Source organism: Thermincola sp. GK-1 (genome assembly GCF_059412445.1).
Map to the genome: position 1 here is coordinate 63,549 of NZ_JBSQAT010000001.1, position 15,846 is coordinate 79,394.

General features: G+C 40.5%; 14 protein-coding genes, 2 riboswitches and 1 other annotated feature. Of the genes, 3 read left to right on the forward strand and 11 right to left on the reverse strand.

Going from position 1 to position 15,846, the window contains the following annotated elements; all coding sequences use genetic code 11:
• Window positions 1-104: 104 nt before the first annotated feature.
• The 11 genes from serA to dnaA all read right to left on the reverse strand — a co-directional run bounded on the left by serA (window position 105) and on the right by dnaA (window position 14,378).
• A complete protein-coding gene (gene serA, locus ACSNJE_RS00360) occupies window positions 105-1,676 on the reverse strand; it encodes a phosphoglycerate dehydrogenase (protein ID WP_052218920.1) in 1,572 nt (523 codons plus the stop codon).
• Between the two features lie 52 nt (window positions 1,677-1,728).
• Entirely contained in the window at window positions 1,729-2,817 is a 1,089-nt protein-coding gene (serC, locus tag ACSNJE_RS00365; protein WP_013118937.1) for a 3-phosphoserine/phosphohydroxythreonine transaminase, read from the reverse strand.
• A gap of 189 nt (window positions 2,818-3,006) precedes the next feature.
• Window positions 3,007-3,234, reverse strand: a binding site (T-box leader).
• 95 nt (window positions 3,235-3,329) lie between these two features.
• Window positions 3,330-3,439, reverse strand: a riboswitch (glycine riboswitch).
• A gap of 11 nt (window positions 3,440-3,450) precedes the next feature.
• A riboswitch (glycine riboswitch) is annotated at window positions 3,451-3,550 on the reverse strand.
• Window positions 3,551-3,668: 118 nt separating this feature from the next.
• Window positions 3,669-4,232: a pyridoxal 5'-phosphate synthase glutaminase subunit PdxT gene (gene pdxT, locus ACSNJE_RS00370; RefSeq protein ID WP_474773851.1), complete on the reverse strand. Its 564-nt coding sequence runs from the start codon at window positions 4,230-4,232 to the stop codon at window positions 3,669-3,671.
• Between the two features lie 17 nt (window positions 4,233-4,249).
• Window positions 4,250-5,134, reverse strand: a complete 885-nt coding sequence (gene pdxS, locus ACSNJE_RS00375; RefSeq protein WP_013118935.1) for a pyridoxal 5'-phosphate synthase lyase subunit PdxS — start codon at window positions 5,132-5,134, stop codon at window positions 4,250-4,252.
• 200 nt (window positions 5,135-5,334) lie between these two features.
• Window positions 5,335-7,779 carry a DNA gyrase subunit A gene (gene gyrA / locus ACSNJE_RS00380; protein ID WP_052218922.1) on the reverse strand — a complete coding sequence of 815 codons (2,445 nt, stop codon included), beginning with the start codon at window positions 7,777-7,779 and terminating at the stop codon, window positions 5,335-5,337.
• A 177-nt stretch (window positions 7,780-7,956) separates the two neighbouring features.
• Window positions 7,957-9,864: a DNA topoisomerase (ATP-hydrolyzing) subunit B gene (gene gyrB, locus ACSNJE_RS00385; RefSeq protein WP_052218923.1), complete on the reverse strand. Its 1,908-nt coding sequence runs from the start codon at window positions 9,862-9,864 to the stop codon at window positions 7,957-7,959.
• Window positions 9,865-10,083: 219 nt separating this feature from the next.
• Window positions 10,084-10,338, reverse strand: coding sequence for an extracellular matrix regulator RemB (remB, locus tag ACSNJE_RS00390; RefSeq protein ID WP_474773849.1), 255 nt, complete (start codon window positions 10,336-10,338; stop codon window positions 10,084-10,086).
• 10 nt (window positions 10,339-10,348) lie between these two features.
• Window positions 10,349-11,461, reverse strand: coding sequence for a DNA replication/repair protein RecF (gene recF / locus ACSNJE_RS00395; protein ID WP_052218924.1), 1,113 nt, complete (start codon window positions 11,459-11,461; stop codon window positions 10,349-10,351).
• An 18-nt stretch (window positions 11,462-11,479) separates the two neighbouring features.
• Complete coding sequence (locus ACSNJE_RS00400; RefSeq protein ID WP_013118928.1) at window positions 11,480-11,704, reverse strand: RNA-binding S4 domain-containing protein; 225 nt, start codon at window positions 11,702-11,704, stop codon at window positions 11,480-11,482.
• A gap of 17 nt (window positions 11,705-11,721) precedes the next feature.
• Entirely contained in the window at window positions 11,722-12,834 is a 1,113-nt protein-coding gene (gene dnaN / locus ACSNJE_RS00405; protein WP_495251697.1) for a DNA polymerase III subunit beta, read from the reverse strand.
• 191 nt (window positions 12,835-13,025) lie between these two features.
• Complete coding sequence (gene dnaA, locus ACSNJE_RS00410; RefSeq protein ID WP_427916566.1) at window positions 13,026-14,378, reverse strand: chromosomal replication initiator protein DnaA; 1,353 nt, start codon at window positions 14,376-14,378, stop codon at window positions 13,026-13,028.
• A 643-nt stretch (window positions 14,379-15,021) separates the two neighbouring features.
• Between dnaA and rpmH the strand changes: the two genes are divergently transcribed.
• The 3 genes from rpmH to yidD all read left to right on the forward strand — a co-directional run bounded on the left by rpmH (window position 15,022) and on the right by yidD (window position 15,835).
• On the forward strand, window positions 15,022-15,156 hold the full coding sequence (gene rpmH / locus ACSNJE_RS00415) for a 50S ribosomal protein L34 (protein ID WP_013121832.1): 135 nt from the start codon (window positions 15,022-15,024) through the stop codon (window positions 15,154-15,156).
• A 122-nt stretch (window positions 15,157-15,278) separates the two neighbouring features.
• Entirely contained in the window at window positions 15,279-15,632 is a 354-nt protein-coding gene (gene rnpA / locus ACSNJE_RS00420; RefSeq protein ID WP_052218927.1) for a ribonuclease P protein component, read from the forward strand.
• Entirely contained in the window at window positions 15,629-15,835 is a 207-nt protein-coding gene (gene yidD, locus ACSNJE_RS00425) for a membrane protein insertion efficiency factor YidD (protein ID WP_052218928.1), read from the forward strand. Before rnpA ends, yidD begins: the two co-directional genes overlap by 4 nt.
• Window positions 15,836-15,846 lie beyond the last annotated feature (11 nt).

The window sequence follows — 15,846 nt, forward strand, 5'->3', positions numbered from 1 at the left end:
ATTGTTCGCTGTTTTTGAAGTTTTTACCTCAATAGTTTAGCCTCAGGAAGGATTTTTTATTAATTTTATAAATATGCTTCAGTGGTGAATAACTGCTACCTCATTTAAAGGGTAATCATTCTAACTTCTTCTACCCCGTCAACTTTGGCAATTTCAGCGAGCAGAACATCCGGAAGAGGGGTATCTACTGCCAACATCATAACAGCCTTGCCGCCAATTTCCTTCCGGCCTACCTGCATACCGGCAATATTGATATTGTTTTCCCCAATGATATTGGCAACGGGACCGATGATTTTCGGCTTATCAATATGAGGAACAAATACAATATTGCCTTCAGGAACCACATCAATGCGGAATTGATCAATTTGTATGATTCTTGGATCATCTTCTCCGAAGAGGGTACCGGCTACTACCCTGTCGTTAACCTTCACAGTAATCAAAGCAGTATAATCGCCTTCTTCGGCAGATTTGGTCTCTTCTACAACAATGCCTCTTTCCTTGGCGATGACAGGAGCATTTACAAAGTTAACAGAATCTTCAACCTGCGGGGTCAGGAAACCCTTGAGGAAAGCAGTTGTTAACGGGGTAACTTCTACTTTGGCCAGCTCGCCTGAATAAGTAATTTTTACATTATTAACATTTCCGGCAGCCAATTGTGCCTGAAATTTACCCAGCTTCTCAGCTAAATTCAGGTAAGGCTTAATGGCCGCAAGCACATCTGGCTTTATAGGAGCAAGGTTTACAGCATTTTTGGCCATTTCACCCTTAACCAAAACATTTACAAATTCTTCAGCCACGTCTAGGGCGACGTTAATCTGAGCTTCTTTGGTAGAAGCCCCAAGGTGCGGCGCTACTACAACGTTGTTCAGCTCAAAGAGCGGGCTTTCAGTAGTAGGTTCTTCTGCAAATACGTCCAGTGCAGCTCCGGCAAGTTTACCACTCTTAACTGCTTCATAAAGGTCTTGTTCATTTACAATACCACCACGGGCCACGTTGATAATCCGGGCGCCGTCCTTCATCATAGCAATGGTATCTTTATTAATCAGGTTCAAAGATTCTTTTGTCTTTGGAATATGTAAACTTAAGAAATCAGCTTCTCTTATCACATCTTCTAACGGCTTAAATTCAATGCCGTTAGCAGCTGCTGTTTCCGGAGAAACCATGGGGTCATAACCAATGGTCTTCATTTCAAAAGCCTGAGCCCTTTTGGCCACAGCAGTACCAATCCTACCGAGACCTATCAAGCCCAGTACCTTGTTCCGCAATTCAACACCGGTGTAAAGTTTACGGTTCCACAGACCTTCTTTCAGGTCCTTATGTGCTTGCGGCAGGTTGCGGGCCAAAGCAAGCATTAAGGCCATTGTTTGCTCTGTAGCGGCAATTGTATTGCCATCGGGAGCGTTGACTACCAGGATACCTGCATTGGTGGCGGCAGGAATATCTATGTTATCAACACCCACGCCGGCACGTCCGATAATTTTTAAGTTTTTGCCGGCAGCAATAACGGGAGCAGTAATTTTTGTGGCGCTGCGAACGATAACCCCATCATACTCGCCTATAATATTGCAAAGCTCTTCTTCAGTCATCTTGTCGTTATTGACTACGGCTTCTATACCGCCTTCTGTTAATATTTTTACGGCCTTTTCCGATACGTTATCAAGCACCAAAACCTTCATTGACATATTCTCCTCTCCTTATCAGTAAAATGTTTTTTCAGGTCTTAATTTATTAAGCCTTTTTAGCCTGGAATTCTTTCATGAATTCGGCCAGTTTCCGGCAGCCTTCAACGGGCATGGCATTGTAAATGGAAGCCCTGATACCGCCAACTTCCCTGTGTCCTTTCAGTCCTGCCAAACCTACTTTAGCCGCTTCAGCTACAAATTCTTTTTCCAGGTCTTCGTTAGGCAGCCTGAAGGTTACGTTCATCAGGGACCTGCTGCCCACTTCCGCGTGTCCTTTATAGAAGCCGTTGCTGGCGTCAACAGCATCGTACACAATTTTCGCTTTCTCTTCGTTTCTCTTTTCAATGACGTCCAGGCCGCCCTGTTCTTTCACCCACTCTAACATCAGCTTAATCATATAGATGGTGAAGGATGCCGGGGTATTATAAAGGGAGTTGTTTTTGGCATAAGTATCGTATTTTAACATAGTAGGCAGGTTTTGGTTAGATTTCTCAATCATGTCATCACGAATGATAACTACCGCTGCACCGGCCGGTCCCAAATTCTTCTGAGCGCCGGCGTAAATTAAAGCGAATTTAGAAACATCTATTTTTCTGGATAAAATGTCGCTGGACATGTCAGCTATTAAAGGAACATCGCCTGTATCAGGGAACTCTTTCCACTGGGTACCAAAAATTGTGTTGTTGGAAGTGATATGCAGGTAGGCTGGATTTTCGCTCATCTGAATTTCATCCAGGTTAGCTACCCGGGTAAAGTTAAGGTCCTTGGTTGAAGCAGCAATATGCGTAGGACCTACTTTTACTGCCTCCTTATAAGCTTTGTTGGCAAAACTGCCGGTTATAACATAGTTACCGATTTTTCCATCTACTATGTAATTCATGGGGATCATATCAAACTGTCCTGTTGCTCCCATACCTATAAACAGAACCCTGTAATTATCAGGAATTGCCATCAGTTCTTTAAGTAAAGCCTCGGCGCCAAGGATAATAGCTTCAAAATCCTTTGACCGGTGACTGATTTCCATAACGGACATACCTGTTCCGTTATAGTTCAGCATCTCCTTTTGGGCCTTTTCCAAAATAGCTAAAGGCAAGGTTGCCGGTCCCGGGTTAAAATTAAATACTCTTTCTGTCATTTTTTAATCCTCCCTATTTTTTATTTTTTTAAAAACTTTTTTCTTAAAATAATATTCTTTTTCAAAAAAGCCTTTAACAGTGAACTAATTTCTAAAACCTTGAACTGCTTAGACTGACATATCACCTCCTGCGGCAAATACATTCGGTACAAATAAAAAACCTCTCGCCCTGTTGCATTACGAAAATGCCTCAGGGACGAGAGGTTGTTTTCCCGCGTTGCCACCCTGTTTGACCGCCTATAGACGGCCCTCTTAATTAGCTGTAACGGGCTTTCCCGGAAAAGCCTAAGCCATTTATTTAATGGGTTCGGCCTTTCTGCTCCAAGGTGGATTTCAGTAAATTACTTCATCGGTTCGCACCAACCACCGACTCTCTGTAGAAGCCAATTCACCTACTTGCCTTTTCATTGCCTTAGTTTTGCAATTATTTAAATATACAACAGAGGTCAAACAATCTGTTTGACCTCTGAACAAGCAAAGAGAAACAAATGTCTTAAATGATTAAAGACACTTCCCTTTTCTCTGTCCTTTTGCCTGAGAGATTGCCCTATACAATAAGGGTTGCTAATAAGGGTTGCTCCTTCGGCGCTTGTTTACCACAAGTCTCTCCAGAGGTCTGTCCTGTTACAGTAATCATACTTTTCAGTATACCTGAGAGATTGGGACTTAAATGGGAGTTTTAAGCCCTTGCCCCTTCGGCGGATTGCAACAATCCTTTTCCTGTAACATTCATTCAGTTCATTTGAAGTTTACATGTTCTAATTATGTTCTAATTATAGAAGTTAGTCTTCCTTTTGTCAATTGGTTTGTGAAAAATTTTACAAAAATATTATACGTTTCTGGTATACCCTCTATTCCACCATATTCAAAAAATATTTATGAATACGCAAATCATCAGTTAATTCGGGGTGAAAAGCAGCAGCTAAAAGGTTATTTTGCCGGGCAAAAACAATCTTTCCTTCTACTTCCGCCAAAACTTCCACATCGGACCCGACAGATTCCAGGTAGGGAGCCCGGATAAATACCCCCGTGAACAGCGAATCAAAACCTGCTATTTTCAAGGGCATTTCAAAACTGTCCACCTGGCGGCCAAAAGCATTCCGCTTGGCCACAATATCCATAACTCCCAGGCGCGGCTGATTACTGCCCACAATTTCTTTAGCCAGGACAATCATGCCTGCACAAGTGCCGAACACAGGCATACCCTGCTCAATCTTTTTCCTTAATGGTTCCATTATATCGAAATCAACAAGAAGCTTTCCAATAGTAGTACTTTCTCCGCCCGGAATAATCAGGCCTTTTATATCTTCCAACTGATCCGCTTTTTTTACCTGAACAGTATCACAACCACAAGCCTTTAAAGCCTGCTCATGTTCCCTAAAAGCCCCCTGCAGGGCCAAGACACCTACTTTCAATTGCGCTTCCTCCTAAATTACCATCCGCGTTCTTGCATTCTTTCAATTTCCGGCAGTGTAGAGATATTGATACCTACCATGGGTTCTCCCAGGTCACGTGATATTTCCGCTAAAATTTTCGGGTCATTGTAATGTGTTGTTGCAGCTACAATAGCTTTTGCACGGGCAGCGGGGTCACCGGATTTAAAAATACCGGAACCGACAAATATACCGTCACAGCCCAATTGCATCATCAATGCGGCATCAGCAGGAGTAGCAATACCGCCGGCAGCAAAATTGACTACCGGCAACCGACCCGTTTTTGCCACTTCTACAACTAAGTCATAGGGAGCGCCCATTTCTTTAGCAGCTGTCATAAGTTCTTCTTCAGGCAGGTTCTGCAGCCTTCTGATTTCGCCCATAACAGTACGCATATGCCGAACTGCCTCAACAACATCACCGGTCCCAGGTTCACCTTTGGTTCGGATCATTGCAGCGCCTTCTCCAATCCTCCGCAGGGCTTCGCCAAGGTTTTTGGCGCCGCAAACAAAAGGAACCTTGAACTCATGTTTATTGACGTGGAATTTATCATCTGCCGGAGTCAATACTTCACTTTCATCTATGTAATCCACACCAAGAGCTTCTAAAATTTGCGCCTCAACAAAATGGCCGATCCGGCATTTGGCCATAACCGGAATAGTTACTGCGTCCATAATTCTTAAGATTACACTGGGGTCTGCCATTCTGGCCACACCACCGGCAGCCCTTATATCAGCCGGAACCCTTTCCAGCGCCATTACGGCGCAAGCTCCAGCTTCCTCAGCGATCTTCGCCTGCTCCGGAGTAGTAACATCCATGATTACTCCGCCTTTTAACATCTCCGCCAGACCTTTCTTTACCCGCCATGTACCCTTTTCTTCCACGGTTATTCCCTCCTGTATACTAATAAAATTTATAAATAATAAACACCTTTTTCAAGATACTATAATATTTTACTACAGTTTTTAGCAATAAACAAGAGTTTTGCCCGGTAGGAGACTACATAAATGTTTTCCAACAGAAAAAAGGCCAAATGTTTTTTTTACATTTGGCCTACTTGATTAAACAATCCGAACAATCAACTTTAATCCTCGTCCTTAGTAACTACCTTAGCCACTGCAACAACATGGTCATTTTCATCCAGGCGCATTAACCGTACACCCTGAGTAGACCGGCCCATGGTGGAAATACCGTCAACATCAAGCCTGATAATGATTCCTTCCGCAGTAATTAACATAAGTTCATCTCCTGGCTTGACCACTTTAATGCCGACCAGGTGTCCGTTTCGCTTGGTGGGGCGAATAGTCATAATGCCTTTACCGCCTCTGCCCTGGCGGCGATAATCATCCACATGGCTACGCTTGCCAAAACCTTTTTCTGTGACAACCAGTACATCGGCACCTTGTTCAATGGTATCTATGCCGATTACCTCATCCTTTTCGGAAAGGGAAATGCCCCTTACCCCCCTGGCTGCCCTGCCCATACTTCTGACTTCTTCTTCGGCAAACCTGATGGCCTTGCCTTCTTTGGTGCCTATAATGACTTCGTTTTTTCCATTAGTAAGTTTCACATCAATAAGTTCATCGTTTTCATCCAGGGAAAGGGCAATAATACCGTCTTTTCTGGTGCTTCCGTATTCCACAAGGGGTGTCTTTTTAATAATTCCTTTCCGGGTAATTGTCAACAAATACTCTTCCGTGTCAAAGGACCTGACAGGAATCACCGCTGTAATTTTCTCATCACCGGAAATGTACAACAGGTTTACTATGGCTGTGCCTTTAGCTTGCCGGCCAGCCTCCGGAATATTATGTACCTTCAGTTTATAGACCTTACCCTTATTGGTAAAGAACAGGAGGTAATGGTGTGTAGTCGTAATAAACAGATGTTCTACAAAATCTTCTTCCTTGGTGCCCATGGCTGTAACTCCTCGACCGCCCCTTTTCTGGTTACGGTAAGTGTCCAGGGCAATTCTTTTAATGTAACCCAGATGAGTTATGGTGATAACCATATCTTCTTCCGCAATCAGGTCTTCAGTGTCAATATCTACATCCTTCATGGAAATTTCCGTTCTTCTGGGGTCGTTATATTTTTCCTTAATTACCAGCAGTTCTTCTTTTATTATCCCCAAGACCATGTGTTCATTAGCCAGAACAGCTTTTAAATATGCTATTCGTTCCAGAAGATTTTTATACTCTTCTTCCAGCTTCTCTCTTTCCAAACCGGTCAGTTTCTGCAACCTCATATCAAGTATAGCCTGCGCTTGTTTTTCTGACAGACCAAACTTATCCATCAAAGCATTGCGTGCTATTTCAACTGTTCTGGATTCACGAATTGTTTTAATAACTTCATCGAGATGATCCAAAGCAATCTTTAGGCCTTCTAAAATATGCGCCCTGGCTTCTGCCTTGTCTAATTCAAAGCGGGTCCTCCTGGTAATAACATCCTTTTGATGTTCCAGGTAATAGAACAGGGCATCGCGCAAATTTAATACCTTTGGCTGGCCGTCCACCAAAGCCAGCATTATAACACCAAAGGTCTCCTGCAGTTGGGTATGTTTGAATAACTGGTTTAAAACAACCTGCGGGTTGGCATCCTTGCGCAACTCAATAACAATCTGCATACCCATTCTGTCAGATTCATCACGTAGATCGGTAATTCCGTCAATTTTTTTATCTCTGACCAATTCGGCAATTTTTTCTATCAATCTGGCCTTGTTTACCTGGTAAGGTAACTCGTGGACCAGTATCCTGGACTTGCCGTTGGACATAGTCTCTATAGTGGTTTTTGCCCTGATCCTTATGGCGCCACGACCGGTTTTGTAGGCGCTTTTGATACCTTCCCGACCCATAATAATACCGCCGGTTGGAAAATCGGGACCTTTTACCGCCATCATCAGTTCCTGTGGCGTAGCATCAGGATTATCTATCAACATAATTACCCCATCTATAATTTCTCCCAGGTTATGGGGTGGAATGTTGGTAGCCATACCCACTGCGATACCCGAAGAACCGTTGATGAGCAAATTAGGAATTCTTGCCGGCAAAACAACAGGTTCTTTTAAGGTGTCGTCAAAGTTAGGAACAAAGTCTACCGTATCCTTATCAATATCTGCCAGCATCTCCTGGGTTATTTTAGCCATTCTGGCCTCGGTATAACGCATGGCCGCTGCAGAATCGCCATCGATAGAACCAAAGTTTCCGTGCCCGTCTACCAATGGATAACGGCAGGCAAAATCCTGCGCCATACGCACCATGGCATCGTACACTGCGGTATCGCCGTGCGGATGGTATTTACCAAGAACTTCACCGACCAAACGCGCCGATTTTTTATGCGGTTTGTCGGGAGTCATGCCCAATTCGCTCATGGCATACAAAATACGCCTGTGTACAGGCTTCAGACCATCCCTGACATCAGGCAGAGCCCGGCCGACTATAACGCTCATGGCATAATCAAGATACGAGTTTTTCATTTCATCGTTGATATTGATGGGCAATATTTTGCCATGCTCAAATTCAGTCAAATTCTTCACCTCTTAATCCCTCTACATAATAATTAAAACATGCGCTGATTCGCATGTTCAAACCTGCCGCGCCCTTTTTTCCTTATAAAGGTATTATACCAAAAACATGCTAAATATGCAATCCAGGTCATTTCGGTGATGCCGGCAGGCTAAAAAAATCACCCCTGAAAATATCAGGGGTATTTGTTATATATCAAGGTTTCTAACCTCTTTGGCATGGGTTTGGATAAATTCCCTGCGCGGTTCAACTTTATCACCCATTAAGATAGTAAATATTTCGTCCGCTATCATGGCATCCTCTAAATTTACCCGCAAAATGGTTCTTGTTTCAGGATTCATGGTAGTTTCCCACAACTGCTCCGGATTCATTTCACCCAGGCCTTTGTACCTTTGCAGGGAAACACCTTCACGCCCGATCTGATTAAGCAGCTTCTCCAATTCATGGTCTGAATAAACATAATTGTCAATTTTGTTCTTCTTAACTTTATATAAAGGCGGCTGGGCTATATAAACATAACCTGCTTCAATGAGTGGCCGCATATATCTGTAAAAGAAAGTTAACAATAAAGTCCTGATATGGGCGCCGTCTACATCGGCATCGGTCATAATTATCAGTTTATGATAACGGGCCTTGGATATATCAAAATCATCTGAAATTCCTGTACCCATAGCCGTTATCATTGCCCGAATCTCCTCATTGGCCAGTACCTTGTCGAGCCGCGCCTTTTCAACATTGAGTATTTTTCCACGGAGGGGCAATATAGCCTGAAATCTCCTATCCCGGCCTTGTTTTGCAGAACCTCCTGCAGAATCACCCTCAACCAGGTACAGTTCACATACAGCAGGGTCCTTCAAAGAACAATCGGCCAGTTTACCAGGCAATGATGTGCTTTCCAGAGCATTTTTGCGCCTGGTCAATTCACGGGCTTTTCTTGCCGCTTCCCTTGCCCGCGCTGCATTTATAGCTTTTTCAGTTATTCTTTTGGCAAAGGGCGGATTCTCCTCCAAAAAAGTACCGACACCTTCGACAACTACAGCATCAACTATACCACGAACCTCGCTATTCCCCAATTTAGTTTTTGTCTGCCCCTCAAACTGAGGCTCCCGGACTTTAACACTTATTATAGCCGTTAAACCTTCACGGATATCTTCGCCGGTGAGATTATTTTCATTCTCCTTCAAGAGGTTGTATTTACGGGCATAATCATTGACAACCCTTGTCAACGCAGTTTTAAACCCTGCTTCATGAGTCCCACCTTCATGCGTATGGATATTGTTTACAAAGGAAAAGATATTCTCTGTATATCCATCATTATATTGCAAGGCTATTTCTACCATTACGTCGTCTTTTTCGCCTTCAAAATAGATTGGTTCCGGATGCAGCACATCCTTGTTTTTATTTAAATGTTTAACAAAATCGATGATACCTCCCTCATGCTGGAAGGTTTTTTCATTGCCGTCTCTTTCATCTTTCAGTATAATTGTTAAACCTTTATTTAAAAAAGATAATTCCTTCAAACGTTGCGATAATGTTTCAAAATTGAAAACAAGGTCCTCAAATATTTCATGGTCGGGCTTGAAAGTAATTTTTGTACCTGTAGAGTTACTGTCTCCTATTATTTTTAATTCAGTAACGGGTAAACCTCTTTCGTATCTCTGGTGATATATATGGTTATCTCTTTTTACTTCGACTTCCAGCCATTCGGACAAGGCATTAACAACTGAAACACCGACACCATGTAAGCCGCCGGAAACCTTATATCCGTCTCCGCCAAATTTTCCTCCGGCATGCAGAATGGTTAAAACTACCTCAACAGCCGGTTTACCTATTTTGGGGTGAATATCGACAGGAATACCGCGCCCGTTATCAATAACTGTAATGCTGTTATCATGATGAATTATAACCTCAATTTTGTCACAAAATCCGGCTAAGGCTTCATCAATACTGTTATCCACTACTTCATAGACTAAGTGGTGCAAACCCCTGGTGCTGGTACTGCCTATATACATGCCGGGTCTGCGCCTCACAGCTTCCAAACCTTCAAGAACCTGAATCTGGCTGGCCCCATAATTGTGATTAGTATTTTGTTCCATGCCTGTCCTCCGTTCCTGTAATTCATCCAAATCCAAATTATACCACAATACGGATGTTTTCTCAAGTTGATAGATATTTTCTCAAGTTGATAGATACTTTGGTTGATGTCCGGAAACCATGCTTTGAGGTTATTCACAATTTTACCTCAAAGCACAATTTCCTAGATATTCAAAAAGTGAAACCGTGGTTAACCACGGCTTGTATTATTCTATGCTGCATTATTCGATACCTAAATTTTCTTCGGACCTCTTTTTTAAGGTCAGTGAAGATATAGGAGAAAAGAAAACATGGTTTGAAGTTACAATAAAAGATTTTGCCTTTGATTTTTTCGTTATTTCAAAAATTAATTCTTCATTTTCTGCCTGATCAATAAATTCTTTATTATTCTCTGCTTTTTTTGCAGATTGCATGTCAATAATTGCAATTACTTGTTCCTTAGGAATTATTACATCTCCTCCCAGATGAAGAAACATTACGCACCTCCTAAAACTGTATTATCCCTTCTCTTATTGTAAACAAAGATGCATTTTTTTTCAGATTCTCTGCCAACAAACTTGCATCAGTTGTTGTAATAAAAGTTTGAATTTTACTTTGTACAGACTCCAATAAATATTGTCTTCTGTCTTCATCCAATTCAGACATTACATCATCCAGCAACAAAAGAGGATATTCCCCTGTTTCTCCTTTCACCAGTTCCAGTTCCGCCAGTTTTATACTGAGAGAACAGCTCCTTTGTTGACCCTGAGAGCCGTAATGTTTAACTTCCTTACCGTTAATATAGAAAACCAGATCGTCCCTGTGGGGACCAATAATGGTAATACCTCTGTCCAATTCTTCATCCCTGTTTGCTGCTATTTTTTCCAAAAATAATTTTTCTATTTCCTCTAAACTCAAGTTATCTTTATCTACAACGTTGGAAATATACCTGGTTTCCAGCTCTTCTTTACCGTTTGTAATTTTCCTATGCATTAAGCGTGTTAAAGGAGTGAGTTTTTTTAACACATCTAGTTTTTTATAAATCAATTTGGCCCCAAATAAGGCCAGTTGCCGATCCCATACAGGTAAGTTATCGGCCAAATTCTTGTTCATCTTAATATCCTTCAGCAAAGCATTTCGTTGGACCAGAATTCTTTGGTATTTTAATAAATTATAATAATAACCCGGACTTATTTGCGAAATTTCTGTGTCAATAAATTTACGCCTTACAACCGGACTTCCTTTCACTAACGTTAAATCTTCAGGAGAAAACAGTATCACTTTTACTGTTCCCAATATATCTCCTGTTCTTTTTTTTTGCACACCGTTTAATTTAATTTTCTTTTTTCCTTCTCTGTTTAAACCAATTTCCAAAACAAACCTACCATGTAGATTTTCGCCGCTAATTTTTAGGATAAAGTAGTTTTCGTTCCATTTGATCAAATCTGCATCTTTATTGGTTCTGTGTGAGCGTCCGGTCCCGGAATAATAGATTGCTTCCAGAATATTAGTTTTTCCCTGGGCATTATCTCCCACAAACAGGTTCAGTTTATCATGAAAACTTAAAGTAAGCGTCTGGTAGTTACGAAAATTCAGCAGGGCTATTTTATCTATTAACAAAGGTGAACAACTCCTCTGCTACCGCAAGGTAACCACCTTAAAAGTGCCAAAACCGGTAACTTCAACAATATCTTCATGGCGCAACTGTCGCCCTCTGCGCAATTCAATTTCCCCGTTTACTTTGATTGAGCCACCGGCTATCATGTTTTTTGCTTCCCCGCCAGTTGACACAATGGTAGCCCATTTTAAAAACTGGTCCAGTTTTATTGTCTCTGTTTCAATAAAGATATTTTTGACCTGCAATGTACTTACCCCTCATGTTAAACTGTTCGCACAGGTAAAATCAGATATAAATAATTATCTCCTTCTACAGGTTTTACAATACCGGGGCTAAGAGAACCTGTTAGCTCCAAAAATACTTCTTCAGCATCAATTACCCTTAATACATCTATCAAATACTTGGAATTAAACGCTATTTGCGTTTCCTCTCCTTCCAAGACAATAGGAAGTTCTTCATGAATCGTACCAATATCAGGGCTATTGGAATTAATTATTAAAGTATGGTTTTGCACCGCCAACCTAATTACGTTGGAACCGTCTTTGGCCAACAAAGAAGCCCTTTCAACGGCATCGAGAAATTCCCTGGTGTTTAACCGAATTTTAGATTTGCATCCCTGGGGTATTACCTGTTTGTAATTAGGAAACTGCCCTTCTATTAAACGGGAAATTAACCGAATGTTATCCAGTTCCATAACGACCTGGTTGTTACTAAAAATAATTTTTACTTCTTCATTTTCGGGTGGCATAATTCTCACAATTTCATTTAAGGCCTTGGCGGGTATTAAGGCACTGGTTTTTTCACCGCTGTAACCATGACTTCCAATAGCTCCAATGCGTAAAGCCAGACGGTGTGTGTCAGTAGCCACCAAACGCAGTTCATCGCCTTCTACCTCGAAGAGCACGCCTGTAAAAATAGGCCTGTTTTCATCAGCGGCTGTAGCAAAAGTTACCTGTTTAATCATGTTTTTGAAAAGTTCCTGCTTGATAACATATGTAGTTTCTCCATCCAGGGACGGCAATAAAGGAAATTCGTCAGCGGGATAACCATGAATGGTTGTTTTTGATTGTGCGTATTTCAGAGTGGCCACATTGTTTTCTTTTTCAACACTGAATTCAATCAAAACATCGGGTAGCTTACGGACAATTTCGCTCAGGTACTTGGCCGGCAACACAACAGAACCTTCACTGGATCCATTTACCGGAACAGTGCATTCAATACCTAACTCCAAATCAGTGGCGGTCAGGCAAAGGTTATTGTTTTTCAGTTTCATCAGTATTCCAGACAAAATAGGAAGCGGATTCTTCGATGAGACGGCTCTTTGTGCCACCTGCACTCCGTAAACCATGTTATTCTTGTTCGAAGTAAATTTCATTTGTGTCCTCCTGTCCACAAGTATTTGTTAATTGATGCTCAAGTAAGCATATATATTATAAGTTAAATAAAAAGAGTAGCTATAGTAACAGTGCCTGTGAAAATGTGGATATCCGATTTAATTATTAAAACACAAAGGATAGGCAAGTGTTAAAAAATTGTTGATAACTTTTGAAAGTTGTTCACAAATCACTATCCGTTTAATATCCTGTGCTGTAACTCTTTGATAATAGACTGAAGTTTAATATCATTATTTAAGTCGTTGGAAATTTTTTCGTGGGCATGAATAACAGTGGTATGGTCTCTTCCTCCGAATTCTTCGCCTATTTTTGGCAGAGAGTTGTCTGTAAGTTCTCGGCATAAATACATGGCGATTTGTCTGGGAAAAGCTACAGCTCTTGTTCTCTTTTTTGCCTTAAAATCTTCCACACGCATGCTAAAGTAGTCAGCCACAATTTTTTGAATGATTTCTATGTTAATTTGTTTCGGCGCCTGCATAGGAATTATATCTTTTAATGCTTCGGCAGCCAAATCAGTTGTAATTTCGCTATTGGTTAAAGACGAATAGGCCATTACTCGAATCAGGGCCCCTTCCAGTTCTCTGATATTTGACTGAATGCGGTTGGCAATGTACAGCATAACATCATTAGGTACCATCAGGTTCTCCAGTTGAGCCTTTTTTCTTAAAATTGCGATTCTTGTCTCCAGGTCGGGAGGCTGTATATCTGTAATTAGCCCCCATTCAAAGCGCGAGCGCAACCTATCTTCAAGAGTAGGTATTTCTTTAGGTGGGCGGTCACTGGAGATAATAATCTGTTTGTTTGCTTCATATAACGCATTAAAGGTATGGAAAAATTCTTCCTGGGTACGTTCTTTTCCGGCCAGGAACTGTATGTCATCTATAAGAAGTATGTCCATGTTCCTGTATTTGTTGCGAAAATCTACGGTTTTGTCGTCCCTGATAGAATTGATTAATTCGTTGGTAAATTTTTCGGAAGAAACATAAACTACTCTGAGGCTGTATTCCTGTTCAAGTATATAGTGTCCAATGGCCTGCATTAAATGTGTTTTACCCAAACCGACGCCACCGTAAATGAAAAGTGGGTTATAAGCTTTAGCCGGGGCTTCAGCAACTGCCAAAGCGGCTGCATGGGCAAATCGGTTGCTGTTGCCTACCACAAAGGTATCAAATGTATATTTGGGGTTGAGATGGGTAGATATGGACAAATCTTCATTGTAATTCTTTTTTATATCAATGTTGTATTCCGGCAAATAATCAGATACATCAATTATTTCATTGGGCAATGAAAAAGTAACACCGACCTCTTTGTTCAGAATATCGGAGAGAATGGATTTTATCAGATCAGTATACCTGCTTTCCAGCCAATCCTTGGCGAAATCATTTGGTACCTCTATAATCATCGTTTCATTGACAAAATTTACAGGTTTAATATATTTTAACCAAGTTTCAAAAGAGGGTTTACTTACTTGTTTTGCTATTGCATTCAAAGTTTTTTGCCATATTTCGTGAAATTCTGATTTTATCATATAGTAAACCTCCCCAGAATTTGCTGCAATAAGTATTATTCGCTAAAAGTTATCCACAACCTCCATATTATTTATAAAAAACCATCGTTTATAAAATTTATAATATTAAAAAAGTAATCTAAATCTTAGAGCGACAATAACTCCAAGTGTTCTGAAAAAAATAAAAAACAAAAAATATAGGTAAATATAAGTATTGATAAAAGCCATAAAAAAAAGAAATATCAAACTTATCCACAGGTTATACACATGCCCAAAAACTATAAATTTAGCGAAAAAAAATAGAAATAATTTACAATATCTATATTTGTCATAAGAAAAACCATTTCAAAAATGGTTATGCACAATAATAACATTAAGTTCACAATATTTATCCCAAAGAGTGTATAACCCTTCTACCAGTAGAAAAAGTAGGATTTTAAACTCATTTAAGGTATTTTTATAATAACAAATTTAACCGGGTTAATCAACTTGAAATTTACCTGTTATCCACATGTGTATAAATTTAAGAAAAAAGTTATTAACATGGGGATAATTTCTAAGGTGTTATGAGGTGTAAGTATTTTGCTTGACGTTGCCATTTAATTACTATATAATTTTATATGTATGTCTCGCGCTCTAGATAAAAAGGGGGTGTTTAGACTTGAAAAGAACCTACCAACCTAAAAATAGAAAGCATAAAAGAGTTCATGGATTTTTGAAGAGAATGAGCACAAAATCCGGGCGGAACGTGTTAAAGAGACGTCGATTAAAAGGAAGGAAGAAGCTTTCAGCATAAGGCCGCAAAAGTGGCCTTTTCATTCTTTTAGTAAGTTTTTAGTTGTGGATAAAATTAAAAAATATGGGTTAGAATATGGCTAGTTTAACCATAAATAACCAAAAAAACGGGGGTTTCAAGTATTGGCCCTTGATAAAATAAAGAAAAGTTCAGAATTTAGAAAGGTTTACGTTAGTGGGAAATCTGTTTCCAACAGGTATCTGGTATTGTATTACCTGAAAAATGGCCAGCCTAATTCAAGAGTTGGCTTTTCTATCAGTAAAAAGGTCGGTAAAGCTGTGGTTCGAAACAGAATTAGACGCTTATTGACTGAAATAACCAGGTTATCCTGGCATAAAATTAGCGAAGGTTGGGACATTATCATTATTGTGCGCCCGCGTTTTGTTGAAAAACTATGCTATACCAGTTTGGAGAAGGCATTTATTAATTTAATAAAAAAAAGTGGTTTGAGTAAAGAGGAAGTTGGCAACAAATGAAGTACATATTAATTATGTTTGTTAAAATATACCGGACGTTTATCTCGCCGTTAAAGCCGGCAACCTGTCGGTTTTATCCAACTTGTTCAGAGTATACTATACTGGCTTTGGAAAGGTATGGGGTTATGCGTGGTGGGTTTAAGGCATTGAAACGGATTCTTAAATGCCATCCTTTCCACCCCGGTGGATATGACCCTGTTTAAAAAAATATGAT